We start from the raw sequence: 26,563 nt of genomic DNA, 5'->3' as shown, positions 1-26,563 counted from the left end.
GCGCTCCGCGGCCCGCATGGCCGCACGGGACCTGCGCCGCCACCCCTGGCGGACCCTGCTGATCCTGCTGCTGATCGGCCTGCCCGTGTTCGGGGTGGCCTTCGGCTCCGTGATCACGGCCTCCACCTCCCTACCGTCGCAGGCCGAGGAACACCGGCAATGGTTGTGGGGATTCGACGGTTACCTGGCGCCCGGGGAGTTCGGGGACCGGGATCTGCAGTCGCCCACCGACCCGCACGGCGCTATCAACGCCCAGGACGCCGCTGATGGGACCTACGGGGCAACGATCGACCTGGAAGCCCTGGATGAAGCGGCCCAGGACTGGCCGGTCTGCCCTGCCGGCACTGACCCGGCCGCCGGCTGTTCCCTTCAGGAGGCGCTCCCGGCCGGCGCGGACGCGACCTTCGTGACGACCGCCAGGGGCTCCCTTGAGATGCCCGGCTCGAGCGTGGACGTGGAGATCGTCATCGCCGACTTCAGCCGTCCCGACCTGCAGGGTGAGGACCGGCGGTTCCAGCTGCTGGACGGTGGCCTGGCCGGAGATGGGCAGGTCATGGCCAGTCTGGGCCTGCTGACGGAGCTGGACGCGGCCAACGAGAGGGCTGAAGTCCGAGGCCTGGCGGCGGCACCCACGGATCGAGTCGAGCTGGAGCTACCCGGTGGTGGCACGGCCGGCTCCTCTGACCCGATCAGCCTGGCCATCAGCGGCACCCAGCTGGACCGCTCCCAACAATGGGCCACGGCCATGGACCTGGTCCTGCCGCTGCGAGACGGGCACCCCGTGCTCTATGTTCCGGCCGGGTCCGAGGCAGCGGCGGCCTTCGAGGTTCCCGGTGAGGTCACCGCCTACCTCACGGGTGACGTCCCGGACGACTATGCCGCCTACCGCGCCTTCAACGAGGCGGGCTTCAGCGTCCTCTTCGCCCCCGTGATGGAGAACCCCGGCGAGATCGGCGCAATTTTCGACAGCCTGTGGTCTTCGGCCCAGAGGTGGATGATCTACCTTCCCCTGGTGTTCATCGGTGTCCTGGCCCTGGCCGAGACCGGTCTGTTGGCCGGGGCGGCCTTCGCCGTCGGTGCGCGCCAGCAGCGGCGGGCCACCGCCCTGCTCTCCGTGACCGGAGCGGAGCCTGCCACGCTGCGCCAGACCATGGTGTTCTCCGGACTCTGGTGCGGACTGGTCGGTGCATTCGGCGCGGCTCTGCTTGGCGTGGGCCTCGCCCTGGGGCTTCTGTGGGCCGCTGACGCCCGGCACGTGTTGGTCTACGGACCCCATGTGCCCTGGTGGGTCGTGTCACTGGCCGTGGTGCTGGGGCTGGCCTGCGCCGTCGTCGCCGCCTGGATCCCGGCCCGGGCCGCCGCGCGGCAGGACGCCTGGGCTGCCATCAAGGGGGCGTCCGGAGAGCGCAAGCCGGCCAGCCGCCGTCTGTTCGTGGCCGGACTGGTCCTGGTGGGCGCCGGTGTGCTGATCGCGGCCGGGGCCATGGCAGTCGGGATGGCGGTGCCCACCATCGGGGATCTCAACCGCGCTATGGGCGCACTGGCCCTGTTACTCGTCGGCTCGGCCATGCTCCTGCTGCTCGGGATGCTGATGCTGCTGCCCTCGACCGTCACGGGACTGGCACGGCTGGGTGGCCGGCTGCCCGTGTCCTTGCGGATGGCGGCCCGCGACGCCCACCGGAACAGGACCCGCACCGTGCCGGTGGCGGCTGCCGTGGTGGCCGCCACCGCCGTCGGGGCCGCGGTGCTGTGTTCCGTCGCCATGACGGCCCACGGGATTGACGGCGGTCGGCAGGGCGCACCGACGGCGGACACCGGCTATGTGTGGGTCCAGGATCGGGCGGAGATCCAGCGCGCCCTGGACCAGGAGGCCAGCTACGCCGAGGGCGGTGAGGCACCCACGGCCGATGACCTCGGCCTGTACACCGGAGGCGCGAGAGGCGTGGTGAAGGAACTGCAAGGTCTCTCCGCCGTGCCGGGGGCGCCCCGGATGGTGGAGCAGTGGCAGGTCCACCGGCCGCAGTCCTCCTGCGCGGTGGACTACTCGGCCGACTGCTTCGAACTCCTGCCGCTGTATCCGGAGGGCTCCACCTGCCACATCCCGATCCCGGACGGGCCGACCGTGGACGACCGGCGCCTGGCGGTGGATGAAGCCGGGCAGGCGATGTCCCGCGCGGACGGCGTGACCTGTGGGATCGAGGCGGGGACGATGGGCAGCCCCCTAGACCCCGACCCGCTGACGAACATCATGGTGGTCGATCCGCTACGCCCTGAGACGGTCCCCTTGCCGATGTTCGGCGGGGATGAGGACCTGCTGGCGGCGGTGCGGTCCGGGCAGGCGGTGGTCTCCGATCCGGAGTATGTGGACGCCGACGGTCGGGTCACCCTGGGCGAGTTCACCCTGGATGTGGACGCGGTTCCGGGCGTGGAACTCGGTGAGGAGGACCGAATCTGGATCGAGGAGATGGAGGCCAGCGGCGATCCGACGGCCGGCATCACCGGGTTCAGTGCCGTCCAGGGCAGCAGTGTCCTGTGGAAGCCCGAGCACTCGGTGAGCCTGGACGCCGTAGTGGTCCCCGAACTCGAAGGAGACCAGCCGATCGCCATCATCCCGGTCACCGCCTTGGCCGGTATGGACCAGTCCATGGTGCTGGACGGCGTACTGGCACGGTTCGCCGAACCGGTCACGGAGAAGCAGAACGCCCTGGCCAGCGACGTCTTGGGCTCGGAAGACCTCTGGCTGTCCTCGATGTTCGAGGGCGGCAGTGGGATGCAACCGCTGCTGTGGGGCATCGCCGGGGCCACCGCGCTGTTGGTGTTCTCGGTGGCCGGCATGACCACAGGTCTGGCACTCGCCGACGCGCGGCGTGACCAGACCGTTCTGTCCTCCGTCGGTGCCAATCCCCGCACCCGGAAGTCGATGGCGGCCGCCCAGACCTTCACCGGCGCCCTGTTGGGGACCCTGCTAGGCGTGCCCGTGGGGGCGGTGGCCGTCATCGGGATCGGAGCCGTGCAGTTCTACTCCGTCGAATGGATCCCGTGGCTGCAACTGGCGGTCCTGGTGATCGGCGTGCCGGTGCTGGCCGCGGCCCTGACGTGGCTCGTGGTGCCCGGTACACTCCCGATCCGCCAGCGGGACCGCGACTGAGCTGATCAGGCACCAGCTGCGCTGATCAGGCGCGGAGCTCGGTGGCGCCCAATGCCGTCAGCAGGAACGCGTAGTCCCAGGCGCGGTCCTCCCAGGCCCGGTACCGGCCGGAGGCGCCGCCGTGGCCGCCGTCCATCTCGGTCTTGAGCACGATCGGGGCGCCGCCCTCGGTCAGCGGCGTGGCCTGGTCCGAGGTGGTGGTGCGGCGCAACTGCTGGACCCACTTGGCCGGCTCCACATACAGCACGCGGGTGTCATTCAGGGATGTCACCGCGGCGATCGCCGGGTAGTCCACGGCACGCACGTTCTCGTACGGGGTGTATTCCTGCATGTACCGATAGACCTCGGGATCGGTGATCGGGTTGCCCCACTCCTCCCACTCCAGGGCGGACAGCGGCAGGTCCGGGTCCAGGATGGAGGTCAGCGCGTCCACGAACGGCACCTGGGCCACGCAGGCCCGGTACAGCTCGGGTGCCAGGTTCAGCACGCCGCCCATGAGCAGTCCGCCGGCGGAGCCGCCCATCGCCGCGATCCGGTCTGGGTCCACCCAACCGGACTGCGCCACGAAGCGGGTGGCGTCCACGAAGTCGGTGAACGAGTTCTTCTTGTGCAGCTTCTTGCCGTGGTCGTACCAGCTGCGGCCCAGCTCGCCACCGCCGCGCACGTGCGCCACCACGTAGACCACGCCCCGGTCCAGCAGTGACAGCCGTGCCGCGGTGAAGCCCGGGTCCATGGACATCTCGTAGCTGCCGTAGCCGTAGACCACACACGGGTTCGAGCCGTCCCACTCGGTGTCCTGGCGGCGGATCACGGTCAGCGGGATGGCGGCCTTGTGGGCATCTCCGGCAGCGCTGTCGGCCGGGGCCCACCACCGCTCCACGAGGTACTGGTCCGGGTCATAACCCGGGACCTCGACCTGCCGGCGCAGATGCAGCTTGCCGCCGTCCACCTCATAGTCCAGGACCTGAGTGGGCGTGACCCAGGAGGAGTACCCCAGCCGGAGGAACGGCGAGTCGAACGGGGCTGCTCCCAGTTCGCAGGAGTACAGCTCCTCACCGAAGTCCGGCTCCACCGGTGCCGCCTGCCCCTCGGCGCCCAGTCCCGCCAGCGGCATCACCAGGGTGCGCGGGGTCGTCTCACGCCGCACGGCCAGGGCCAGGTGCGTGGTGGTGACGGCGGCGCCGTCCACCTTCGTGGTGTCCGAATGCCCGACGACGGTGCGCCAGAACCGCGGATCCGTCACCGTGTCCCGGGCGGCCAGGGACACCATGTTGTTCGGGGCCGGAGTGGGGCCGTGCTCCTCGTCCTCGCTGGAGAAGTCCTTGTTGTGGACGATCACGTAGTACCGGCCGGTGCTGTCCTGGCCGCCGGCGGTGTCCAGGGTCACGGGGTCCACGTCATGCAGCAGGCCGAGGTCCCGGGAGACCAGCATCCGCAGCTCGCCCAGCGGCTCATCGGGGGAGTCGGGCAAGTCCAGGGCGAGTGTCTCGGCGATCTCCGAGTTGCCCACGGAGACCAGCAACTCGGTGCGGTCTGCGGAGAGCCCGAAACCGGACCACATGCCAGGATCGTCCTCCTGGAACAGCAGCTGGTCCTGCTCTACGGGGGCGCCGAGGGTGTGGGCGAGGATTCGGTAGGGGCGCCAGGAGTCGTCCGGGACGGTGTAGAAGACCCGGGTGCCGGTGGCATCGAAGACCAGCCCGTAGGACACGTTGGGGATCTCGTCCGCCAGGTCCGTACCCGTGCGCAGGTCCCGGATGCGCAGGGTGAAGCGCTCGTCCCCGGCATGGTCCACGGCGTAGGCCATCAGGTGCCCGTCCCGGGAGACGGCGATCCCGCCCAGGGAGAAGAAGGGCTGGCCCTCGGCCTCGGCGTTGCCGTCCAGGATGACCTGCTCGCCGGCCACGGGCACGCCGGGCTCGATCACCGGCGGGGTCCAGTCGGCCAGCCGGTCACCGGTGTCGGTGGCCTGGACGCGGCAGTGGGTGGCATACTGCTGGCCCTCCTCGGTGCGCACGAAGTACCACCAGCCGTCCTTGCGGGAGGGCACGGACAGGTCGGTCTCCACGGTGTGGGCCTTGATCTCCCCGAAGATCGCCAAGCGCAATGGCTCCTGGTCCGCCGTCACGGACGCCGTGTACGCGTTCTCGGCCTCGAGGTGTGCGATGACCTCGTCGGACTCCTTGTCTCGCAGCCAGTCGAAGTCGTCGGTGAACGTGTGCCCGTGGTGTGTGCGGGCCACGGGCCGCGCCTCGGCCACCGGGGGCTGGGTGCCGCCGGCCGGCGTCGTGGTATCCGTGCTGGTCTGCTGGGCGCTCGCGGAAGTCATACAGGCCATTCAACAGCACGGACCGCCGGTCCCGGCTGTGGGGGCGGGCGGTCCGCTCTCGGCTGAGGCGCCGTCGCGCTGTGGCGATCTGGCAGTGGGGTTTACTTCGGGGCCATGCGGATGGCGCCGTCCAGCCGGATGGTCTCCCCGTTGAGCATCCGGTTCTGCATGATGTGCAGGGCCAACTCCGCGTACTCCTCCGGTTGGCCGAGGCGGGACGGGAACGGGACCTGCTGGCCCAGCGATTCCTGCGCGGCCTCGGGCAGTCCCGCCATCATGGGGGTCCAGAAGATGCCGGGGGCGATCGTCATGACGCGGATGCCGTGGCGGGCCAGCTCGCGGGCGATCGGCAGGGTCATGGCGGCCACCCCGCCCTTGGAGGCCGAGTATGCGGCCTGGCCGATCTGGCCGTCGAAGGCCGCCACGGAGGCGGTGTTGATGATGATCCCGCGCTCGCCGTCCTCCCCGGGCTCGTTCTGTGCCATCGCCTCGGACGCCAGGCGGATCACGTTGAACGTGCCGACGAGGTTGATCTGCACGGTCCGCGCGAAGGACTCCAGCTCGTGCGGCCCCTGCTTGCCGAGCACCTTCTCCGCGGTGGCGATACCGGCACAGTTCACGACGCCGGCCAGCGGCCCGCCCTGCTGGCACGCCACCTCGACGGCGTGGGCCACCTGCGCAGGATCGGTCACGTCGGTCTCGACGAGGACGGCCCCCTCGGGGGGCGTGCCCTTCAGATCAGCGGCGACGACGTGGGCGCCACGGGCCAACAGGGCCCGGGCGGTGGCGGCGCCGAGGCCCGAGGCGCCGCCGGTGACGAGGAACGTGCGGTCGGTGAACTCCATGGTGCTCCTGGGTTTCGGTTAACGGTTCTTAACGATTCAGACCGTACCGCAGGGCAGCTGTGGGATGCGTCACACGCCCAGTAGGCCGCGGAAGACGCCCATGCCGAAGTAGACGACGAAGGCCGCCGCCACCACCCACAGCAGCGGGTGGACGTCCTTGGCCCGGCCCTGCGCTGTGCGGATGATGGCGTAGGCGATCATGCCGGCGCCGATGCCGTTGGCGATCGAGTAGGTGAACGGCATCAGGATGAAGGTGAGGAAGGCCGGCAGGGCGGCGCCCCAGTCCGCCCAGTCGATCTGGACCACCTGGGTGGCCATCATGAAGCCGACCACCACGAGGGCCGGGGCCACGGCCTCGAACGGCACCAGGTAGATCAGCGGTGTCAAGAACATCGCCAGCAGGAACAGCACGCCGGTGACCACGGAGGCGAAGCCGGTGCGGGCGCCCTCGCCGATTCCGGTGCCGGACTCCACGAAGATCTGGTTGGCGGAGCCCGAGGCGCCACCGCCCCCGGACACGGCCAGGGCGTCCACCATGAGGACCCGGTTCAGGTGCGGGATGTCCCCGTCCTTCGTGACGTTGCCAGCCTCCCGGGCCAGGCCCACGGAGGTGCCCATGGCGTCGAAGAACACGGACAGCAGGATGGCGAAGACCAACAGGAGGGCCATCAGCGGGCCGACCTGGGTGAAGGCGCCGAGGAGATCGGCCTGGCCGACGAGGGAGAGGTCCGGCGCGGTCCATTCGGGGAAGGAGGGTGCCACCAGGGACCAGCCGGTGGGGTTGGCGTTGCCCGCCTCGTCCACGGATGGACCGATGTGGAAGACGGCCTCCAGGATGTTGGCCAGCACCGTGGCCACCACGATCCCGATGAGGATGGCGCCGCGGGTCTTGCGGACCACGAGCACGGCGGTCACCAGCAGCCCGACGACGAAGACCAGCACCGGCCAGCCCTCCAGTTCCCCTCCAGTCCCCAGCCCGACCGGGACGGTGGTCCCGGCGGCATCGGGCACCCGGCGGATGAAGCCCGAGTTGACCAGGCCGATCAGGGCGATGAACAGGCCGATGCCCACCACGATCGCGGTCTTCAGGGCGTCCGGGACGGCATTGAACACGGCCTGCCGGAAGCCGGTGGCCACGAGGAGAACCATGACCAGTCCGGCGATCACGACCAGGCCCATGACAGCGGGCCAGGTGATCCCGGTGGTGGTGGCCACCGTGATGGCCACGAGTGCGTTGACGCCCAGGCCGGCTGCCAAGGCGAAGGGGTGGCGGGCCCACACGCCCATGGCGATGGTGGAGACGCCGGCCACGAGGGCGGTCACCGCGGCCACCCGGGCGATGCCGAGGGTGTCCCCGTTGGCGTCGGGGCCGGAGAGGACCAGTGGGTTGAGCACGATGATGTAGCTCATCGCCAGGAACGTGGCGAGGCCGCCGCGGATCTCCTGGGCCACCGTCGAGCCGCGTCTGGAGATCAAGAAGAACCGGTCCAGGGCGTTCTTCGATCCCGGGGTGTCCACGGAGTTCACGGTGTCCAGTGTGGCGGCGGCGGAGGGCGACTCTGGCGAAGGCATGAAGGACATGTTAGCGGCGACGGGCTGGTGCCGAGGCGGGCGGGGAGGCCCCGGGGCCGGTCTTGTGCGGGAGATCACAAGCGACGGGGTCACCGGCCGGACGTCACGAAAAGGCCACGGTCCCACTGATTGCCACCAATATTGTTGGCAATCCTGCCCGGATGCGTCTACGATCCAAGCCAGACGCGGTTGTGATCTGGATCACCCCCCTCCGGCTTGACTCGTCTGCACCACTCCCACGGGAGTGGTGCCCCTTCACCTCGCACCGGAAGAGTCAGTGGGCACATGGCAGCACGTTTGACGTTGGCGGAGGTCAACCTCCACTTCGGCGGAGTGACCGTCCTGAAGGATGTCGGCTTTGCTGTGGAACCGGGAACGGTCCTCGGCCTGGTCGGCCCCAATGGAGCGGGCAAGACCTCCCTGTTCAATTGCATCTCCGGCCACTACCGGCCGAGCTCCGGCTCCATCCGGATCGACGATGCCGAGATCAGCCAGACCCGGCCGGCGGGCATGTCCCGCCACGGCCTCGCCCGGACCTTCCAGCATCCGGCCCTGCAACTGGAGTCCACCGTCCTGGACAACGTGCTGTTGGGGGGTCACGCCCGCCTGCCGGGCGGGCCGGCGTCGTGGGCCCTGCGCTTGCCGCCGATGGTCCGCAGCGAACGCGCGCTGAGGGCCGAGGCATGGGGCCGGTTGGAGGACCTCGGCCTCGGCTGGGCGGCGCACCGCAGCGCGGACGAACTCTCCCATGGCCTGCACAAGGGCGTTGAACTCTGCCGGGCCCTGATGGCGCGGCCGCAGGTGCTGCTGCTGGACGAGCCTGCCGCCGGGTTGTCCCATGGCGAGGTCGACTCGTTCATCCAGACCGTCCACGACCTCAAGGCCGCCGGCGAGATCACGCTCGTGATCGTTGAACACCACATGGGGGTGATCTCCGCCCTGGCGGACCGGGTGGTCGTGCTGGACCACGGCAGCAAGCTCATGGAGGGCACCGCGGCGGAGGCCCAGTCCGATCCCCGGGTGATTGAGGCGTATCTGGGCAAGGACAGCACGGGCAGTGCGGACAGTGCGGAGGGCATCGGCGATGACGTTGCTTGAGATCACGGACCTGACGGCGCACTACGGCCCCGTCCAAGTGCTTCACGGGGTGTCCCTGAGCGTCCCCGAGCAGGGCGCCGTGGGGATCCTCGGTGCCAATGGAGCGGGGAAGACCACCACCCTGCGCGCGATCAGCGGTGCCGTCAGGGCCGGCGGACAGATCCGTTTCGAAGGCCAGGACATCCGCGGCCGGAAGCCGAACGAGGTCGCCGCCCTCGGGATCGCCCACGTGCCGGAGGGGCGCGGAACCCTGGGCAACCTCACGGTCAAGGAGAATCTCCAGGTGGGGGCCTACCTGCGCAAGGACCGCAAGCGGATCCAGCAGGACATCGACCACCTGCTGGAGCTGTTCCCCAACCTGCAGGAGCGCTACACCGCGAACGCCTCGGCGCTGTCCGGAGGTGAGCAGCAGATGCTGGCCGTGGGCCGCGCCTACATGGCCAGGCCCAAGCTCCTGCTGCTGGACGAGGCCTCCCTCGGGCTGGCCCCCAGCACCGCGAAGACCGTCTATGACGCGATCCGGGTGCTGCGCGAGGAGACCGGCGTGGCCATGCTGCTCGTGGAGCAGAACGCCAACCTCGCCTTCACGATCGTGGACACGGCGACCGTCCTGGAGACGGGGCGCAGCGTCCTGAGCGGAACCTCGGCGGAGCTCAAGGGCCGTGACGAGATCCGCAAGGCATACCTGGGAGGCTCATGATGGGAACCTTGATCCAATTGGTGGTCGACGGCCTGGCCATGGGCTCCGTCTACGGGGCGATCGCGCTGGCGATCGTCCTGGTCAACCAGTCCACCGGCATGATCAACTTCGCCCAGGGCGGCATGGCCGTGCTCTCGGCCTACCTCGCCTTCACCTTCCTCGGACTGGGGTTGCCCCTGATCGTGGCGATCCTGCTCTCCGTGGCGGCCTCGTTCCTCATCGGCGCGTTGATCGAACGCTTCCTGATGCGACGCTTCATGGGCGGGGCGGAGGATACCCAGGTGGTGGTCACGGTCGGCCTGCTGACCCTGCTCACCGGCATCTGCGGGTGGCTCTGGTCCTACAACAACCTGCAGTTCCCCTCCCTGTTCCCGTCCTCGGCCTTCACCTTCCTGGGCGCCGCGATCAGCTGGCGGTCCTTCGGCACCTTCCTGGTGATCGCCGGGATCATGGTCCTGTTGCAGCTCCTGTTCCGCCAGACCAAGCTGGGCCTCGCCTTGCGAGCGGTGGCGGACAATCGGCAGTCCGCGTCCTTCGCGGGATTGCCGGTCGGGCGGCTGCTCATGGTCGGCTGGGGGCTGGCCGCCGCACTCGGCGCGGTCGCCGGCGCCCTCGTGGCACCGCGGCTCTCCTTGACCCCGGGCATGCTGGACACCACCCTCGTCTACGCGCTGGCTGCCGTCATCCTCGGCGGGATCACCAGCCCCGTCGGGGTGGTCGTCGCGGCCTGGCTGATCGGCGTCCTGGAGAACCTGGCCGCCGTCTACGTGCCGATCATCGGCCATGACCTGAAGATCGCGGTGCCCTTCATCCTGCTCTTCGTGGTCCTCCTGCTGCGGCCCCAGGGCCTGTTCGGACGCAAGACCGTGGTGCGAGTCTGATGGGCACGCAGAAGACCGGACTGCTCCGGACGCCGTGGTTCCAGCTCACCCTCGCCCTGGTGGCCGTGGTGCTGCTCGTGGTGGCCCCCTTGCTGCTGCCCATCCCCGTCAATCAGACGCTGGCGCGGATCGGCGTCTTCGCCGTCGCCGTGCTCGGCCTGAACGTCATCATGGGTTACACGGGGCAGGTCTCCCTGGGCCAGATCTTCTTCCTGGGCCTCGGCGCCTACGTCACCGCCTACGGGGTGGAGCACGGCTGGAACATCGCGCTGGTGTTCCTCGCCGCCGTCGTCATCCCCGGCGTGGCCGGCCTGATCGTGGCCCTGGCCGCCGCCCGGCTCGGCGGACTGGCCATTGCGATGGTCACTATCGCCCTGCCGATCGTCGGCGTCCCCCTGGCCAAGCGGCTCAGCGAGTTCACCGGCGGCTCTCAGGGCATCTCCGCCCGGTTCTCCTCCGCGCCCGGCTGGACCGGTCTGGCCGATGACCAGTGGCAGTACTACCTCGTGCTGGGCATCGGCGGAATCACCTTCCTGCTGGTCTTCAACCTGGTCCGCGGCAAGTACGGCCGGGCCTTCCGGATCGTCAAGGAGAACGAGGCCGTGGCCGGGGCCATGGGCATCTCGCCCTACCGGTACAAGGTCCTCGCCTTCACGATCGCCTCCATGGTCGGCGGTGTCAGCGGGTTCCTCTACATGGTGGTCGTGCAGTACACGTCCCCCGAGACCTTGGCCTTCCACCACTCGATCAGCCTGTTGGCCGCCATGGTGGTCGGCGGCGCCGGCAGGATCATCGGCTCCCTGATCGGTGGCGTGTACTACGTGCTGGTCCCCAACTTCACCAACGAGGTGGCCCCCACCCTCACCTCGCTCATCCAGGGCGCGATCCTGCTGCTGGTGCTGTTCGTCCTGCCGGGCGGCATCGCCAGCCTGCCCCGGGTGCTGCGCCGCTGGACCGGCCGCTCATCACGCTCGTCACCCAGTACTCCACCCAGTACTCCACCCAACACCCCTCCCAGTTCCGCCTCAGCAAAGGAAGACTCGCCATGATCCTGAAGAAGAAGGTCCTCAGTGCCGTTGCCATGGGCGCCGTCGCCGCTATGGCCCTGTCCGGATGCGGCCGTTCTGACGGCGGCGGATCGGACGGCGGTGGAGACGGCGGGGGCACGGCAGCCAGCCCCGGCATCACGGACGAGACCATCACCCTGGGCGTCACCACACCGCTCAGTGGTGGCACGGCCGGCCCGGGCACCTGCACGGTGGCCGGCCTGGCCGCGTACATGGGCGCGGCCAATGAGGCCGGCGGCATCGAGTTCGGGGACGGCAAGACCCGCACGGTGGAGATCGAGGCGTTCGACGACACCTACGATCCGCAGAAGGCCTTGTCCAACTTCCAGCAGAACCAGGGCAACGTCTTCGCCTTCACCTCCGGCCTCGGTACGCCCACCAACCGGGCCTACCGGGAGGCCGCCATCGATTCCGAGGTCCCACAGGTGCTCGTCCAGACCGGTGACCCGATCTTCAGCGACCAGACCGAGAGCCCCTGGCAGCTGGGCTTCGTGCCGATCTACCAGAACGAGGGTGAGGCGTTCGGTGAACTGCTGGCCGGTTCCGACGAGGACCTGACCGTCGCCATCCTGTCCCAGAACGACGACTACGGTGAAGGCTACGTCGAGGGCTTCAAGGAGGCCATCTCCGGTTCTGACAACATCGAGATCGTCTCGGAACTGACCTACGAAGCCACGGACACCTCGGTCGACGCCCAGCTCACCGAACTCGCCGGGACGGACGCGGACGTGTTCTTCAACGCCATGTCCATCACCCCGCTGGTCATCTCCTCGATCGAGAAGAGCCGCGAGCTGGGCTGGTCCCCGAGCTGGTTCCTGCCGTCCAACACCTCCAGCCCGGTCGCCATCCTCGAGCCGGCCGCCGCTGAAGCCGAGGACGGCTTCTACTCGGTGTCCTTCGCCAAAGCGCCGCAGAGCCCGGTCTTCGCCGAGGACGAGGACGTGGTGGCCTTCCTGGAGAACCTCGAGCAGTACGCCGCCGATTACACGACCACGCCGGACTTCCCGCACTGCATGTGGAGCTACATGGTCGGTGCCACCCTGGAGGAGGCCTTCAAGAACATGACCGAGCCGACCCGGGAGAACTTCATGGAGGCCCTGCGCAGCATCGAGGACCTGCAGGCTCCGCTGATGCTCGAGGGCACCTCGGTCAACACCACCGAGGACGGCCAGCCGGCCGTGTCCACCGTGGTGGTCCAGAAGTACAACGGGCAGGGCTACGAGACCGCGGAGTCCTTCGACTAGGCCCATCCCGCGCAGGCCCGGCCGGTCCTCTGACCGGCCGGGCCTGCGCGCTCCGGTAGCGTGGCTCCCGAGTCCAGCGAAAGGCGAGCCATGTCCGCAGCCGAGCGCCGGCGTCGCCGATTCGGGGGTTTCCGCGGCGGACCGCTGGAACAGGCCTTCCAGATCTATGCGCCCTCCGCCGTCTACGCGGTGGGCCTCGGCGCGATCATGCCGGCCATGGCGCCCGCCGCCACGGCCTTCGGCGCCTCGCTGGCGCTGGCGGCCGCCTCGGTCACCCTGGTCAGCATCGGCTCCCTCGTCGCCAATGCACCGGCCGCCTGGCTGGCCTCCCGCGCCGGCGAACGCATCACGATCATCGTCTCCGCCTGGGTGGGATCCCTCGGCGCCCTGGTGACCCTGGCCGCCGTGGCCGGATGGCTGCCGGTGGCGGATCACACCGGGCTCGGCCTGTTGCTCGCCGGTCTGGTGATCGTGGGCATGGCCGGCGCCGGCTTCAACCTCGCCCGGCAGTCCTACCTCGCGGTGGCCGTCCCCGGCAGCCACCGGGCCCGGGCGATGTCCACCCTCGGCGGCACCATCCGCATCGGCATGTTCGCCGGGCCCTTCCTCGGGGCCGGACTGCAGACCGTCATGGGCCTGCAGGGAGCCTTCGTGGTGGCCACGGCGGCCATGGTGCTCGCCGCCGGCATGAGCTTCACCATCAAGGACCTGCCCGTACCGGGAACGACGCCGGCCGGCAGCACCCAGCCCGCCTCGCCCACAGCTTCAGTCACTGCCGGGCCGGGCCCCCGGCCCACCATGCGGTGGCTGGCACGCCGGCACCGCCGGGTGCTGCTGACCGCCGGCATCGGCGTGATGTGCCTGTCCGCGGCGCGGGCCAGCCGTTCCGCGGTGATCCCGCTGTGGGCCACGGAACTCGGCTTGAGCCCAGCGGCGGCGTCGGCGGTCTACGGGCTGACGGGGCTGGCCGACCTGGTGATGTTCTACCCCTCGGGGTTCCTCATGGACCGACGGGGACGCCGCGTGGTGGCCGTGTTCTGCATGGCCGGACTGGCCCTGGGCACGGCACTGGTGCCATTGACCGGATCTCCCTGGTGGTTCGCCGCGATGGCCGTGGTGGTGGGCCTGGGCAACGGTTTCGGCTCAGGGATCGTGATGACGCTCGGCGCCGACTACTCGCCGCCGGAGGGCCGGCCCCAGTTTCTGGCGCTGTGGCGGCAGTTGTCCGATGTCGGCATGCTCACCGGACCGGCGGTTCTCTCCGCCGTCACGGGGCTGGCCGGGCTGGCCTTCGGCATCTGGGCGGTGGCGGCGATCGCGGCGGCCGGTGCCGTCATCTTCGCCCGCTCGCTCCCCAAGGGGCCCGGCTCGGTGGCGGACCTGGTGGCCCGTTAGTCGCGTGGTGCTGCCAGCCGGCGCCGCCCGGACTGCCAGCGGAAGAAGCCGGAGAGAGCCGCGAAGACCAGCAGCCCCGGACCGGTGGCGAACAGCACGCCGTAGAGGAAGTGCCAGCCGGAATACCAGTCCGGTTCGGCGGTCAGGGCTGCGGTTCCCCCGGCCGACTCGAAGCCCCACCAGGCACCCAGCAGCATCGCGCCACCGGTGACCCAGAGGGCCACGTCCCAGAGGGGGTGGCCGCCAGGATGCGGATGGCGGGCGGTCCGGGTGCCGCGGATGTTCCAGTCGGGCCCGGTCCGCAGGATCACGTAGCCGGCCACCAGCCCCCAGAACGCGGCCACCAGGTACGCCGCCACCATGTCCGCGGGGCGGTGCCACGTCTCGATGAAGGTCCCCGCCCCCACCGCGGTGGCGAACACGGCCCCCACGGCGGCGGTCAACGGACGCCACCGCGGAGCGACCATGAGGAACACCGCCACCACGGCGGCCGCGGCGAACGTCGTGTGACCGGACGGCAGGGAATTGCCGGTGTAGTACGGCACCCCGTTGTCCAGGTCCGGGCGCACCAGCACCCAGTTCTTCAGTAGCTGCGTGGTCAGGTTCGCCGCCCCGAATGCCATCGCCGCCACCAGGGACGCGAACCAGCGCCGCCGGTAGACCGTCAACACCAGGAACACCCCGACGCCGGCCACCCCCACGATCTCCGGCAGCCGGTTGAGCACGGTGAGGGTGGACCCCCGCAGTCCCTCGAGCCGGTGTGTGGCCGCTTCCAGGGCCATGAACTCGGCCAGTTGGCCGGTCTGCGTGGTCACGAGGACGCGGAACACCAACAGCAGCAGGGCTGCGGTCACCGCTGCGGCCAGCACCCAGGCCCACGTGCTGCGTGCCGGCCGAAGCAGCACAGTGGCACGGGTGGCACCGGTGGAACCGGTGGCACTGGCGGCACGGACGCGCCGGCCAGGGCCGGTGCCGGCGCCCGCGGGGGCGGAGACAGCAGGGGACATGCACGCCATTGTGGTCCACACGCCTGGGAGGACTCCGAACATCCGGCCGTGGGGGTGATCACGCCGTCCATCTCAGAGTCGCGTGTTCTTCGCCGAATTGTCATCCCGGGGTCAGCGGATGCTGGACCCTCGGTGTGGGTTCCGGCTTACTGTAGTGGCCATGGCACACCTTGCGGGTCCCACTCCCGAGCTGGCTGCGGTCCGCCAGGCGCTGTCCGTCTTCGGGCCGATGAGCCGCCAGGAACCCCTCGACTGGGCCGGGGAATCGCCCTTGGCTCCCGAACTCGTCCGGTTCTACCGGGAGGTGGGGCCGGAGTGGATCGAGATCGACACCGCTGGCCTGCCCTTCCTGTTCTTCCCGCTGGAACGGCTCTGGGACGAACAGGCCGGCTACCGGTGGAACCCCCGCACCGGCGCGCTGCTGGTGGACTGGAACGACGAGTGGACGGTGGTGGCCAAGCAAGGTCCCGATCCCTTCATCCTGGACGGGTTGACCGGCAAAATCCTCACCGCGCCGGGCGAGGACGGCTGGGAGGACCGGCTCGAGGAGCCCGAGCCCACCTTCGGTTCCGTTGAGGAGATGGCGCTGGCCCTCACCGCCACCGGCACCGCCTGGGCGCGCTGGGACGACCCGTTCGACGAGGACTGGAACCTGCGCCCGGAGACCACGGCCTCCGTGGTCGAGGCCCTGGAGTCCGTCCTCGGCGATCACGCCCGCGCCGTCTCCGTGGCGCGCAAGTTCGGCTACTTCGCCGCGGTCTAGAGGGATCTGCCGGCGTCCATAGACTGACGGGGTGACTGAGTACCGCAACCTCCAGAACCCCCACGGCGCCCAGGACGGAATCTCGCCCCTGCTGGACGGCACGCGGCTGCCGGAGCTGGACGAGCTCCTGGAGGGCGCCGTCGTCGTGGCCCAGCCGATGCACACCCGGTTCCGCGGCGTCACCGTGCGCGAGGCCATGCTGCTGCACGGACCGGCCGGCTGGGCCGAGTTCTCCCCGTTCGCGGAGTACGGTCCGGAGGAGTCCTCGCGTTGGCTGGCCGCCGCGATCGAGGCGGGCTGGCAGGGTTGGCCGGCGCCGGTGCGGGACTCTGTCCCCGTGAACGCGACGGTGCCCGCCGTGGCCGCGGCCGACGTCGGGCGAGTGCTGGACTCCTTCGGTGAGGTGCCCGCCGTCAAAGTGAAGGTGGCCGAGGCCGGCCGCACCGGGCCCGAAGGGGTGACCGAGGACGTGGCCCGCGTGGCCGAGGTCCGCCGGCTGCGTCCGGGCGCGGCGCTCCGGATCGACGCCAACCAGGGCTGGGACCACGCCACGGCGCTCGCCGCCCTGCAGCGGCTCGCCGAGCACGGGCTCGAGTACGCCGAGCAACCCGTGGCCGGGATCGCGGGGCTGGCCCGGCTGCGAGAAGCGCTCCACGCCGCGGGAACACCGGTGCGGATCGCCGCCGATGAATCCGTCCGCAAGGAGACCGATCCACTCGCCGTGGCCCGGGCCGGCGCGGCGGATCTCGTGGTGGTCAAGGTCCAGCCCCTCGGCGGGGTGCGGCGCGCCCTGGGCATCGTCGGGGCGGCCGGCCTGGACGCCGTGGTGTCCTCCGCCCTGGACACCTCCGTGGGGATCGCCGCCGGGGTGGCGCTCGCCGCGAGCCTGCCGGCGCTGCCCTATGCCTGCGGGCTGGGCACCGTGGCGCTGTTCACCGAGGACGTGGCCATCCGGCCGTGGATTCCCGACGGCGGCCGTCTTGCGTCAAGTTCGTCCGGTGCGTCGCGCGCCCGTCCCGTCCCCGACCCGGCGGCCCTGGCGCGACTGCGTGCGGATGAGGACCGGCAGCAGTGGTGGCGTCAGCGCCTGATGCAGGCCCACGGGGTGCTGTCCGCGACCTGACGGGGAATTGAGTGGCATGGGCATGACCTAAATACACCTCACCCAGTGTTCACCGGGAGGTCACCGGGCGGTGACCGGACGGCGGATTGACGAGGCCAGGCTGTGAAGGCCTTGTGAACGCCACCGTCATCGTCTGAAGAGGGAATCCCATGCTGAAGCGCCACCTGCCCATGGTCGGGCACACCCGCGGCAACCGCCTGCCGATCACCTGTGAACTCAAGTGCGGCAGCGCCTGTGCCCACGAAGCTCCGAACACCTCGAGCAACCCCCATTTCCGGGACATCGCCAACGCCGCGATCTCCCGGCGCGCGGCCCTCGGCCTGGGCGGGGGCCTCGCCGCCGCCGTGGTCATCGGCGCGAACGCCCTCCATGAAGCCCCTGCGGCGGTCGCCGACAACGGCCACTACCCCCGGGGCGGCGGCAAGCTGCCGTTCGACGCCATTGCCCCCGTGGAGCGCACCGTGGACAACATGACGGTCCCGGCCGGCTACGACTGGGCCCCGATCATCCGCTGGGGCGACCCGCTGTTCGAGGACTCCCCGGAGTTCGACCTGGAGCAGCAGACCGGTGAGTCCCAGTCGAAGCAGTTCGGCTACAACTCCGATTACCTGAACGTCATCTCCGACGGCGGCAACGACCGCTCGGGCTACCTGGTGAACAGCCACGAGTACACCAACGAGAACATCATGTTCTCCCCGGAGTACCTCAAGTCCAACCCGGAGGACGTCATCAACGCGGCCATCGCCGCCCACGGCCTGTCGGTCGTGGACCTCAAGCGCGCCGGCAAGGGCCAGCCGTGGGAGTACGTCCGAGGCGGTCGCCGCAATCGCCGCATCACCGGATTCTCCACCTTCACCGTGGACGGGCCGGCTGCCGGCTCCGAGCTGATGAAGACCAAGGACGATCCCACCGGCACCAAGGTGCTGGGCACGCTGAACAACTGCGCCGGTGGCACCACCCCGTGGGGTACCGTGCTCTCCGGCGAGGAGAACTTCAACCAGTACTTCGTGGGTTCCGGTGCCGCCGAGGAGCGCCGCCTCGGCATCTCGCCCGGGCCGACCTCGCGCCGCTGGGAGACCGTCTACCCGCGCTTCAACCTGAACAACGAGGGCTTCGCCAACGAAGCCAACCGCTTCGGCTGGATCGTGGAGATCGACCCGGAGGACCCGAAGTCCACCCCGGTCAAGCACACCGCCCTGGGCCGCTTCAAGCACGAGGCCGGCACCGCCGTCGTCTCCCGCGACGGCTACGCCGTGGTCTACTCCGGGGATGACCAGGCTGGCGACTACGCCTACAAGTTCGTCTCGCGCAAGAAGTACCGCAAGGGCGACAAGAAGCACAATATGACGCTCCTGTCCGAGGGCACCCTGTACGTGGCCCAGTTCAACGGCAACTCCCCGGAGTCCGAGATCGACGGGTCCGGTGCGGTTCCCTCCGACGGCGACTTCGACGGCTGGGGCCGCTGGATCCCGCTGGTGAAGAACGACAAGTCCCTGGTCGAGGGCATGTCCGTGGAGGAGGTGCTGGTCAACACCCGCCTCGCCGGTGACAAGGTCGGCGCCACCAAGATGGACCGCCCGGAGGACATGGAGGCCAACCCGGTCACCGGCAAGGTCTACCTGGCACTGACCAACAACTCCGGCCGGACCGCCGACGCCGTGGACGAGGCCAACCCGGTCGCCAAGCCCAACGGCGGCAACCGTGACGGCCACGTCATCGAGATGATCGAGCGCCGCGGCGACCACACCGCCGAGCGCTTCAACTGGAATATCCTGTTCCTGGCCGGCGACCCCAACCAGGAGGGCAACACCGCCTACTTCGACGGGGTGCCCCTGGACCAGGTCTCCCCGGTCTCCTGCCCGGACAACCTGGCCTTCGACTCCGAGGGCAACCTCTGGGTCTCCACCGACGGCCAGCCCGGCAAGATCGGCTACTGCGACGCCCTGCACAAGGTCACCCTTGAAGGCCGCAACCGCGGCCTCGTGGAGCAGTTCCTCGCCGTGCCGGCCGATGCCGAGACCTGCGGGCCGGTGATCCACGACCAGGACAACTCCGTGTTCGTGGCCGTGCAGCACCCCGGTGAGGGCGGCGACTGGGGGGCCCACACCTCCTACTTCCCGGACTTCGTCCCGGAGGGCCCGCTGAAGGGGGACAAGGTGGCCGTCCCGCGCCCGGCCGTCGTCCAGGTCTTCTCGACCACCGGCAACAACAGCCGCTGACCCGCGGCGCATCCAGTGACGCCATCCCCGATTCCACGCCCGGCTCCACGCCGGAGGTGGAGACGGGGGTGGCGTCACTCTGTGTTTCCAGGGCGTAGCCAGATCAGCTAGACCCGCACCGGAGTTAACCTCCCACTCAGGCTTCCTCCGTAGGATGAGGACCATGGAGCGAATCCCGGATGACCAGCCCACCCTGAATCCGGCCCTGGACGCCCTGCAGGTGGCCCGGACCGTAACCGCAGCGTTGGTCGACGGCGGCCTGCGTGAGGCCGTGATCGCCCCCGGTTCCCGTTCCGCGCCCCTGGTCTACGCCCTCGCCGAAGCCGAACGGGGCGGCCGGATCCGGCTCCACGTGCGCGTCGATGAACGCTCGGCGGCCTTCACCGCGCTGGGACTGGCCCTGGCCTCGGGGCGGCCGGTCGGCGTGGTGACCACGTCTGGGACGGCCGTGGGCAATCTGTTGCCGGCCCTCATGGAAGCCGATCACGCCGGGATCCAGCTGGTGGCGCTGACCGCTGACCGCCCGGAGGAGCTGCAGGGCACCGGCGCCAACCAGACCACCTGCCAGGACGGGATCTTCCCGTTGCACGTGCGCTTCGAGCAGACCCTGAGCGGGGACACCGTCCCGGAGGTGGATCCGGACGAGATCCCAGACTGGCTGGCCGCGGAGGCCGCCGAGGTCTCCGGGGCGGACGCCCATCCCCGCACCACCGCCCTGCGCCGGCACCGGGAGCACCTGGCCTCCGTGGTCTCCCGGGCGCTGCTTGCGGCCGGTGGCTTCGACACCGAGGACGTGGAGGGATTCGCCGGGGTGCCGGGGGTCGCCGTGCGCGAGTCCGCACCCGGCCCGATCCACCTGAACCTGCGGTTTCGGGAGCCGTTGGTCCCGGCCGAGGACGACGCCGGCCCGGAGGCGTGGGACGGCGACGTGGCCGACCAGCCCACCAGCAAGACCACCAGCAAGGCCACCAGCATGCTGCCCGGCCCCGTCCGGGTGAACCCCATGGACCTGACCGAGCAGCTGGACCTGGACGTCTCCGAGCTGCACGAGTCCCGCACCGTGGTGGTGGCCGGCCACGGCTCCGGACCCCTGCCTGCCGCCTTCGCGAACGCCCTCGGCCTGCCCCTGCTCGCCGAGCCGAGCTCGAACGCCCGCTTCGGCCACAACGCCGTGGGCGCCTACCCGTGGCTCCTCGGGTCCGCCGGCGGGCTGGGGGAGGACTCCCATCCGCTGGCCGCCCGGATCGAGCAGGTCATCCTCTTCGGCCGGCCGACCCTGACCCGGCAGATCTCCGCACTGCTGGCCCGGGCTGACCTGGCCACAGCGTTCCACCAGCCCGAGCCGGTGGCCTGGTTCGAACCCGGTGCCCGCCGCGAACGTCCGGTGGAGGATCTGGAGGAGCTGGCCGTCGTCGCCGGCCGTGGCCCCGCCGGCTGGCTGACGGACTGGCAACAGGCCGGGGTGCGGGCCCAGGCCGCCCTGGACGACGCGCTGGCCACCCGGCACGACGAGATCGGCCGGCCCGGCGCCCTGCGCACCAGTCAACTCGTGGCCAGCACCGTCCGGGGCCCCCTCGTGCTGGGCTCGTCCTCGGTGATCCGGGACGTGGACCTGTCCTGGCGTCCGCCCACGGTGCCGCAATCCATCGTCTATTCCAACCGTGGACTCGCCGGCATCGACGGCACGGTCTCCACGGCCTCCGGCGTCGCGCTGGGCACCGGCCAGCGCACCGTGCTGCTGTGCGGGGACCTGACGCTGCTGCATGATGTGGGAGGCCTGCTGATCGGGCCGGGGGAGCCAGAGCCGGACCTGGACATCGTGGTGGTCAACGACGCCGGTGGGGCGATCTTCGCCGGCCTCGAACACGGCCTGGTGGCCCAGCGCGAGCACATGGCCGAGGTGGTGGAGCGCTTCTTCGGTACCCCGCAGGATGTGGAGGTGCGCGCCCTGTGTGCCGCCTACGGGCTGGAGTGGATCCCGGTGGACAGCGAGGACGACCTGTTGTCCACCCTCGGTGGCAGCCCGGGCCCCGGCCGCCGGGTGCTCGAGCTGCGTTCGGACCGTTCCGCCCGGCCCCGCGTCCGCCGCCAGGTGGAGGCCGCGGTCCGTGCGACGTTCCGGTAAGGCCACTCCGGTCGGCTAGTCCCGCAGCCCCAGCGCCTGCAGCATGGGCCGCATCTTCGCGTGGGTTTCGGCCAGCTCGGCCTCAGGGTCCGAGGCCGCCACGATCCCGCAGCCGGCGTAGAGGCGCACCGTGTGCGCATCCTGCACCACGGCTCCGCGCAACGCGATCCCGAACTCGCCGTTCCCATTGCCGTCCAGCCACCCCACGGGGCCGGCGAAGAGGCCGCGGTCCAGTCCGTGGTCCTCGGACTCCAGCCGGTTGATGAGCGTGGTGGCGGCCTCGCGCGGGGTGCCGCACACGGCCGCCGTGGGATGCAGCGCCTCGGTGAGTGCCAGCGCGCCGGGTCCCGTGCGCCGTGCGGCCTCCGCCCCCACGAGCCGTGCCGTGACGTCAGTGGCGAGATGCCACACGTTGGGTAGCTCGAGGACGAACGGCTCGTCCGGGGCCTCGAGGGAAGTGGTGAACGGTTCCAGGCGCTCCGTCAGGGAGTCCACGGCCAGTCGATGTTCGTGGCGCTGCTTGGGGTCGTCGGTGAGCAGCTGACGGGCATAGTCGGTTCCGGCCGTTCCGACCGGTGCGCCATCCCGGTCCAGGGTCCCCGCTAGCACGCGAGCCTGAGCGATGTCCCCGTCCACCTTGACCAACATCTCCGGTGTCGAGCCGATCAGGCCGTTCACGGCGTAGGTCCAGCAGTCCCGGTACTGCACCGCCAGGGTGCGCAGCACCTGCGGGACGTCCACGGGATCGGCGGAGCGGACCACGGCGTCCCGGGCCAGGACGAGCTTCGTCAGCGTCCCCGCCTCGATCTCCCGCACCCCGCGAACGACGGCGGCCCGGTACCCGTCCTGGGAGAGCACCCCGTCGGTGAGCCTGAGACCGTCTGCCGCGGATCCCGCCCCGGTACCCTCAGGGGCGCCGGCGCGGTCCGGCCGCCGGCCGGCCGCCTCGGCGAGCAGCCCGGCCAGCCGCCGCTCGGCGTCGGCCCGGTCCGGCCGCCAGCCGGCGGCTGCCTTCTCGGCGTAACAGGGGGAGTCGAGGTCCACCTGCCAGGTCAGCCAGGACCGCCCCTGGGCCGAGCCGACGACGAACTCCGGGACCACGAGGACCGAGTCGACAGGACTGTCATCGGCGAAGGCGAACGCGGCGAAGGCGAGCGGCGATCGTCGGGGCAGGCCGTCGTCGGGAACCGTCGTCCGAGGTGTGTCCCCGGACTCGGCGGCCGTGGCGGCCATCCACCAGTGGCGGGCCGATTCGAAGCGCCCGGGTCCAGTGGTGGCGAAGCGGGCGGCGGTACCGAGGCCGACCATGCCCTCACCGAAGCGGATCCAAGCACACTCCGAGCCGGTGGACAGGAGATCGGCCAGTCCGTTCCCGCCGGGCACAGGGGCGCTATACGTGCAGGACGCCAATCGGGGTGCGGGCGCCGTGAATCCAGGGTTGTTCATGACCTGTCCAGCCTACCGTCAGTGCCCTGGGCCGGTGCGCGCCGGGGCTCTGAGAGAATGGCGGGGTGGAACGCGCAACGACATCCGTCCAGACCCAAGTCCTCATTGCCGGCGGCGGCCCGGCCGGGGCCACGGCGGCATGGCACCTGGCGAACGCGGGCATCGAGGTCACGGTGCTCGAGAAGACCGCCTACCCCCGCGAGAAGGTGTGCGGGGACGGGCTCACCCCGCAGGCGGTGCGGGAGATGAACCTCATGGGGATCCCGCACGCTGCCGAGGACGGGTGGCAGCACATCCAGGGGCTGCGGCTGGTGGCCGAGGGCCGCGCGGTGGAGGTCCCCTGGCCGGTCACGCAGACCTGGCCGGACTACGCCCTGGTGCGCACCCGCCATGACTTCGACGAGGTCCTCGCCCAGCACGCTCGGGCGGCCGGGGCCACCATCCTCGAACGCCACTCCGTCACCACGGTGCTGCGCGCCGAGGACGGCACCGTCAACGGTCTGCGCGCCGAGCTGCTGGACGGCAGCGGCCGCAAGACCGGTGAGTTCAAGGACTTCCACGCCCCGATCGTCATCGCCGCGGACGGCAACTCGACGCGCACCGCCGTCTCGGCGGGCCTGGCCAAGCGGGACGACCGTCCGATGGGCGTGGCCGTCCGCGCCTACTACTCGATCCCAGAGGGCGCCCCGCGCCACGGCGACGACTGGATGGAGTCCTGGCTGCAGCTGCCCGACGCCGAGGGCAACCTGCTGCCCGGCTACGGCTGGCTGTTCCCGCTGGGGGACGGCACCGTGAACGTAGGCCTCGGCATCCTGGACACCTCCCCGCAGTTCGGCAAGCTCGACTACCGCTCCATCCTCAAGGACTGGTCCGGTGCGCTGACCGACACCTGGGGACTGTCCGAGGAGACCCGAACCTCGAAGATCCTCGGCGCCGCCCTGCCCATGGGCTTCAACCGCACGCCGCAACACGTGCCCGGCATGCTGCTCGTCGGGGACTCGGCCGGCATGGTCTCCCCGTTCAACGGCGAGGGGATCTCCTTCGCCATGGAGGCCGCCCGGCTGGCGGCGGACCTGGCCGTCACGGCCCTGCAACGCCCGACGGCGGCCGGCCGGGAAGCCGAGCTGGCCCGCTACCCGGTGCTCACCCAGGAGACCTGGGGCGGGCACTTCGCGCTCGGCAGCCGGTTCGCCGAGCTGATCGGCCATCCCGCCGTGCTGAAGGCTGCCCTGGCGACGGGCATGAGGGTCAGGCCGCTGCTGCGCTCCGTGGTGCAGGTCATGGCCAATCTCGTGGACGAGCGGGGCACCACTCCGGTGGACCGGGTGGTTCGGCTGCTGGAGTCCGTGGTCCCCACCGCCACGACGATGGGAACAGCCTCGGAAGCCGCATCCGCCGCCGTCATGCCGTCTGACCCGGATGCGCCGACCCCGGCCAACGTTGGTTAGGCTGGCCCGGTGACTTCACCCGAGCCCGCACCCCGCGTCGACATCCCCGCAGGCGACCTCGCCGGCGTTCCCGTCGGCGGGTTGGTCCTGCCCGCCGGCTTCGAGAACCTCGCGGAACACGGCGACCTGCTCGACGTGGTCACCACCGCCCTCGAGCGGGTCGAGCTCGAGCTGTCCGAGGCCGTCACCAACGCGGACCAACTGGCGGACCACACCTCCCGGCACCTGCTGGAGGCCGGCGGCAAGCGGATCCGCCCCCTGCTGACCATCCTGTCCTCCCTGCTGGGCGAGCCCGGGGTCGGTACGGGGCAGGTCGGCGAGGTGGCTGCGGAAGTCCGCTCGGCCGCCGTCGTGATGGAGCTGACGCACCTGGCGACTCTGTACCACGATGACGTCATGGACGAGGCGCCCGTGCGCCGCGGCGCCCCGGCCGCCCACCAGGTGTGGGGCAACTCGGTGGCCATCCTGGCCGGGGACCTGATCTTCGCGCGGGCCTCCCTGCTGATGGCCTCGCTCGGCCCCGAGGCCGTGTCCATCCAGGCGCGCACCTTCGAGCGGCTGGTCATGGGCCAGCTCTGGGAGACCGTGGGCCCCGAGGAACAGGACGACCACCTGGAGCACTACCTGCGCGTGATCGGCGGCAAGACCGGTTCGCTGATCGCCTCCGCCGGACGACTGGGCGCCCACTTCGGCGGCTGCGACGAGTCCACCGTGCGGATCCTCGAGGACTACGGCGAGAAGGTCGGCATGGCCTTCCAGCTGGCCGACGACGTCATCGACCTGACCAGCACCTCCCACGCCTCCGGCAAGACCCCGGGCACCGACCTCAAGGAACGGGTGCCCACCCTGCCGGTGCTGCTGCTGCGCCAGGCCGCCCCGACCGATGCGACGGCGGACGCCGTCCTCGAACTGGTGGACGGACCCCTGGACACCGACGAGCAATTGGCCGCAGCGGTGGCCGCCGTCTCCGCCCATCCGGTGATCGCGCAGGCCTGGGACATCACCCGCGGCTGGTCCGCGGACGCCGTCGAGGCCCTGGCCCCGCTGCCGGCCTCACCGGTCAAGAGCGCCCTCGTGGCCTTCGCCGACTATGTGGTCAACCGCGACAACTGACGGAACGACTAACGGGGCAGCCCTGCACGTTTGCTAGGGCAGGCGGGTGGGGCCGGCGTCGAGCACGGCCGCCAGTTCGCGGGCCTTGGCGGCCCGCACCTCCGGGGCCACCGGGTGGCGCAGGTGCCGGTAGAGCTGGTCGTCGTGCCAGCGCGGGAACACGTGCAGGTGGTAATGCCACACGTGCTGGTTCCCGGCGGGCTCGTTGTGTTGGCGGGTGGAGATGCCATCGGGAGACCACGCCTTCTTCATGGCCAACGCCACCTGGCGGGCCATCAGCCCGATCCGCTGCAGCACCCGGTCGGGGAGATCGTACAGCGTCTCGTAATGTCCGGCGGGGGAGATCATGGCGTGGCCCTCGTGGTCGCCGAAGCCGTCCACCGCGATGAAGACGATGACGTCCTCGTCCTGGTAGACGAGGTCGGCGAGCTCGCAACGGTTCGCCGGATCCGAGACGTCACCGGCCACCAGACCGCAGAACGGGCACACATAGCCCTCGGGGGCGTGGGAATCGATCATTCGTTCTCGGGGTTCTCGGGGTCCTCGAAGGTCCACTGCAGCAGGTCCATCGCGAACTCGCTGAACGTCCCGCCCTCACAGGTCCACACGCCGTGTTCGGCGTCCGCGCCGGTGGAACGGCGCCAGACCAGAGGGTCCGGAAGCTCGGCGTCCGCCACAGGCAGACCCCAGACGGTGCTCTCCCCGGAGTCCTCGAGGAACATCAGGAAGCCGTCCCGGATCTCCAGCTCATCGGCATCGAAGAAGAAGTGATCCGTCTCCAGCAGGTCCGGGCAGTTGCCCAGGGCACGGTGGAACTCGTAGAGGGAGAGCGGGATCGGCACGCCGTCGGATTCACCACCGGCTTCCCGGGCGGCCTCGGCAGCGGGCGAGGCCGCCAGCAGGGCCTCCAGTTCCCCGGCGCCGAGCCCGTCCTCTTCCGCCCAAGGCGTTTCCAGGTGGGTGGGGACGAGCTTCTGAAAAGTCGAGAGGAAGACGGCGGGAGCGGAGGAGTCTGCGGGCATGCACCCAGTCTAGGGTCC

At 70.4% G+C, this 26,563-nt stretch carries 20 protein-coding genes; 13 read left to right on the top strand and 7 right to left on the bottom strand.

Annotation, left to right across the window (positions count from 1 at the left end; genetic code table 11):
* Window positions 1-16: 16 nt before the first annotated feature.
* The gene (locus C8E99_RS08910; protein ID WP_115931995.1) at window positions 17-3,148 is read left to right on the top strand and encodes an FtsX-like permease family protein; all 3,132 of its coding nucleotides are present in this window, start codon (window positions 17-19) and stop codon (window positions 3,146-3,148) included.
* Window positions 3,149-3,173: 25 nt separating this feature from the next.
* Here C8E99_RS08910 and C8E99_RS08905 read toward each other — a convergent pair whose 3' ends face one another.
* From C8E99_RS08905 to C8E99_RS08895, 3 genes are all read right to left on the bottom strand, one after another.
* Window positions 3,174-5,477, bottom strand: coding sequence for a S9 family peptidase (locus C8E99_RS08905; protein ID WP_115931994.1), 2,304 nt, complete (start codon window positions 5,475-5,477; stop codon window positions 3,174-3,176).
* A gap of 101 nt (window positions 5,478-5,578) precedes the next feature.
* Entirely contained in the window at window positions 5,579-6,322 is a 744-nt protein-coding gene (locus tag C8E99_RS08900) for a 3-hydroxyacyl-CoA dehydrogenase (RefSeq protein WP_115931993.1), read from the bottom strand.
* Window positions 6,323-6,391: 69 nt separating this feature from the next.
* A complete protein-coding gene (locus C8E99_RS08895; RefSeq protein ID WP_245952208.1) occupies window positions 6,392-7,894 on the bottom strand; it encodes an NCS2 family permease in 1,503 nt (500 codons plus the stop codon).
* Window positions 7,895-8,179: 285 nt separating this feature from the next.
* Between C8E99_RS08895 and C8E99_RS08890 the strand changes: the two genes are divergently transcribed.
* The 6 genes from C8E99_RS08890 to C8E99_RS08865 all read left to right on the top strand — a co-directional run bounded on the left by C8E99_RS08890 (window position 8,180) and on the right by C8E99_RS08865 (window position 14,279).
* Window positions 8,180-8,992: an ABC transporter ATP-binding protein gene (locus C8E99_RS08890; protein ID WP_115931992.1), complete on the top strand. Its 813-nt coding sequence runs from the start codon at window positions 8,180-8,182 to the stop codon at window positions 8,990-8,992.
* On the top strand, window positions 8,979-9,692 hold the full coding sequence (locus C8E99_RS08885) for an ABC transporter ATP-binding protein (RefSeq protein WP_115931991.1): 714 nt from the start codon (window positions 8,979-8,981) through the stop codon (window positions 9,690-9,692). Before C8E99_RS08890 ends, C8E99_RS08885 begins: the two co-directional genes overlap by 14 nt.
* A complete protein-coding gene (locus C8E99_RS08880; RefSeq protein ID WP_245952206.1) occupies window positions 9,689-10,573 on the top strand; it encodes a branched-chain amino acid ABC transporter permease in 885 nt (294 codons plus the stop codon). The genes C8E99_RS08885 and C8E99_RS08880 overlap by 4 nt, the downstream gene beginning before the upstream one ends.
* Window positions 10,573-11,622 carry a branched-chain amino acid ABC transporter permease gene (locus C8E99_RS08875; protein WP_115931989.1) on the top strand — a complete coding sequence of 350 codons (1,050 nt, stop codon included), beginning with the start codon at window positions 10,573-10,575 and terminating at the stop codon, window positions 11,620-11,622. The genes C8E99_RS08880 and C8E99_RS08875 overlap by 1 nt, the downstream gene beginning before the upstream one ends.
* Window positions 11,619-12,884 carry an ABC transporter substrate-binding protein gene (locus tag C8E99_RS08870; protein WP_170144570.1) on the top strand — a complete coding sequence of 422 codons (1,266 nt, stop codon included), beginning with the start codon at window positions 11,619-11,621 and terminating at the stop codon, window positions 12,882-12,884. The genes C8E99_RS08875 and C8E99_RS08870 overlap by 4 nt, the downstream gene beginning before the upstream one ends.
* Window positions 12,885-12,974: 90 nt before the next feature.
* A complete protein-coding gene (locus C8E99_RS08865) occupies window positions 12,975-14,279 on the top strand; it encodes an MFS transporter (RefSeq protein ID WP_115931988.1) in 1,305 nt (434 codons plus the stop codon).
* On the opposite strand, the gene C8E99_RS08860 is transcribed toward C8E99_RS08865, so the two are convergent.
* Window positions 14,276-15,286, bottom strand: a complete 1,011-nt coding sequence (locus C8E99_RS08860) for a phosphatase PAP2 family protein (RefSeq protein ID WP_170144569.1) — start codon at window positions 15,284-15,286, stop codon at window positions 14,276-14,278. The genes C8E99_RS08865 and C8E99_RS08860 overlap by 4 nt on opposite strands.
* A 160-nt stretch (window positions 15,287-15,446) precedes the next feature.
* Between C8E99_RS08860 and C8E99_RS08855 the strand changes: the two genes are divergently transcribed.
* From C8E99_RS08855 to menD, 4 genes are all read left to right on the top strand, one after another.
* Window positions 15,447-16,049, top strand: coding sequence for a hypothetical protein (locus C8E99_RS08855; RefSeq protein ID WP_115931986.1), 603 nt, complete (start codon window positions 15,447-15,449; stop codon window positions 16,047-16,049).
* 79 nt (window positions 16,050-16,128) lie between these two features.
* Entirely contained in the window at window positions 16,129-17,172 is a 1,044-nt protein-coding gene (locus C8E99_RS08850) for an o-succinylbenzoate synthase (RefSeq protein WP_115933346.1), read from the top strand.
* Window positions 17,173-17,321: 149 nt separating this feature from the next.
* Window positions 17,322-19,391, top strand: coding sequence for a PhoX family protein (locus tag C8E99_RS08845; RefSeq protein WP_115931985.1), 2,070 nt, complete (start codon window positions 17,322-17,324; stop codon window positions 19,389-19,391).
* Window positions 19,392-19,554: 163 nt separating this feature from the next.
* Window positions 19,555-21,516, top strand: a complete 1,962-nt coding sequence (menD, locus tag C8E99_RS08840) for a 2-succinyl-5-enolpyruvyl-6-hydroxy-3-cyclohexene-1-carboxylate synthase (RefSeq protein ID WP_245952204.1) — start codon at window positions 19,555-19,557, stop codon at window positions 21,514-21,516.
* Between the two features lie 15 nt (window positions 21,517-21,531).
* Here menD and C8E99_RS08835 read toward each other — a convergent pair whose 3' ends face one another.
* Complete coding sequence (locus C8E99_RS08835; RefSeq protein ID WP_245952202.1) at window positions 21,532-22,962, bottom strand: isochorismate synthase; 1,431 nt, start codon at window positions 22,960-22,962, stop codon at window positions 21,532-21,534.
* Window positions 22,963-23,027: 65 nt separating this feature from the next.
* Between C8E99_RS08835 and C8E99_RS08830 the strand changes: the two genes are divergently transcribed.
* Both C8E99_RS08830 and C8E99_RS08825 read left to right on the top strand, forming a co-directional pair.
* On the top strand, window positions 23,028-24,410 hold the full coding sequence (locus C8E99_RS08830; RefSeq protein ID WP_115931984.1) for a geranylgeranyl reductase family protein: 1,383 nt from the start codon (window positions 23,028-23,030) through the stop codon (window positions 24,408-24,410).
* Window positions 24,411-24,452: 42 nt separating this feature from the next.
* Window positions 24,453-25,523, top strand: coding sequence for a polyprenyl synthetase family protein (locus tag C8E99_RS08825; RefSeq protein ID WP_245952462.1), 1,071 nt, complete (start codon window positions 24,453-24,455; stop codon window positions 25,521-25,523).
* 33 nt (window positions 25,524-25,556) lie between these two features.
* Here C8E99_RS08825 and C8E99_RS08820 read toward each other — a convergent pair whose 3' ends face one another.
* Window positions 25,557-26,042: an HIT family protein gene (locus C8E99_RS08820; RefSeq protein WP_115931982.1), complete on the bottom strand. Its 486-nt coding sequence runs from the start codon at window positions 26,040-26,042 to the stop codon at window positions 25,557-25,559.
* Entirely contained in the window at window positions 26,039-26,545 is a 507-nt protein-coding gene (locus C8E99_RS08815; protein ID WP_115931981.1) for a hypothetical protein, read from the bottom strand. Before C8E99_RS08815 ends, C8E99_RS08820 begins: the two co-directional genes overlap by 4 nt.
* Window positions 26,546-26,563 lie beyond the last annotated feature (18 nt).

Origin of the sequence: Citricoccus muralis (genome assembly GCF_003386075.1) — a bacterium.
GTDB classification, from domain to species: domain Bacteria; phylum Actinomycetota; class Actinomycetes; order Actinomycetales; family Micrococcaceae; genus Citricoccus; species Citricoccus muralis.
Note: the sequence above shows the minus strand (reverse complement) of the source record. Positions and strands in the feature narration are given on the sequence as shown.

Bases quoted from the DNA above. Each gene is read 5' to 3' on its own strand.
- C8E99_RS08910 (WP_115931995.1), top strand. From the start codon at position 17: ATGGCCGCACGGGACCTGCGCCGCCACCCCTGGCGGACCCTGCTGATC.
- C8E99_RS08905 (WP_115931994.1), bottom strand. From the start codon at position 5,477: ATGACTTCCGCGAGCGCCCAGCAGACCAGCACGGATACCACGACGCCG.
- C8E99_RS08900 (WP_115931993.1), bottom strand. From the start codon at position 6,322: ATGGAGTTCACCGACCGCACGTTCCTCGTCACCGGCGGCGCCTCGGGC.
- C8E99_RS08895 (WP_245952208.1), bottom strand. From the start codon at position 7,894: ATGCCTTCGCCAGAGTCGCCCTCCGCCGCCGCCACACTGGACACCGTG.
- C8E99_RS08890 (WP_115931992.1), top strand. From the start codon at position 8,180: ATGGCAGCACGTTTGACGTTGGCGGAGGTCAACCTCCACTTCGGCGGA.
- C8E99_RS08885 (WP_115931991.1), top strand. From the start codon at position 8,979: ATGACGTTGCTTGAGATCACGGACCTGACGGCGCACTACGGCCCCGTC.
- C8E99_RS08880 (WP_245952206.1), top strand. From the start codon at position 9,689: ATGATGGGAACCTTGATCCAATTGGTGGTCGACGGCCTGGCCATGGGC.
- C8E99_RS08875 (WP_115931989.1), top strand. From the start codon at position 10,573: ATGGGCACGCAGAAGACCGGACTGCTCCGGACGCCGTGGTTCCAGCTC.
- C8E99_RS08870 (WP_170144570.1), top strand. From the start codon at position 11,619: ATGATCCTGAAGAAGAAGGTCCTCAGTGCCGTTGCCATGGGCGCCGTC.
- C8E99_RS08865 (WP_115931988.1), top strand. From the start codon at position 12,975: ATGTCCGCAGCCGAGCGCCGGCGTCGCCGATTCGGGGGTTTCCGCGGC.
- C8E99_RS08860 (WP_170144569.1), bottom strand. From the start codon at position 15,286: ATGTCCCCTGCTGTCTCCGCCCCCGCGGGCGCCGGCACCGGCCCTGGC.
- C8E99_RS08855 (WP_115931986.1), top strand. From the start codon at position 15,447: ATGGCACACCTTGCGGGTCCCACTCCCGAGCTGGCTGCGGTCCGCCAG.
- C8E99_RS08845 (WP_115931985.1), top strand. From the start codon at position 17,322: ATGCTGAAGCGCCACCTGCCCATGGTCGGGCACACCCGCGGCAACCGC.
- menD (WP_245952204.1), top strand. From the start codon at position 19,555: ATGGAGCGAATCCCGGATGACCAGCCCACCCTGAATCCGGCCCTGGAC.
- C8E99_RS08835 (WP_245952202.1), bottom strand. From the start codon at position 22,962: ATGAACAACCCTGGATTCACGGCGCCCGCACCCCGATTGGCGTCCTGC.
- C8E99_RS08820 (WP_115931982.1), bottom strand. From the start codon at position 26,042: ATGATCGATTCCCACGCCCCCGAGGGCTATGTGTGCCCGTTCTGCGGT.
- C8E99_RS08815 (WP_115931981.1), bottom strand. From the start codon at position 26,545: ATGCCCGCAGACTCCTCCGCTCCCGCCGTCTTCCTCTCGACTTTTCAG.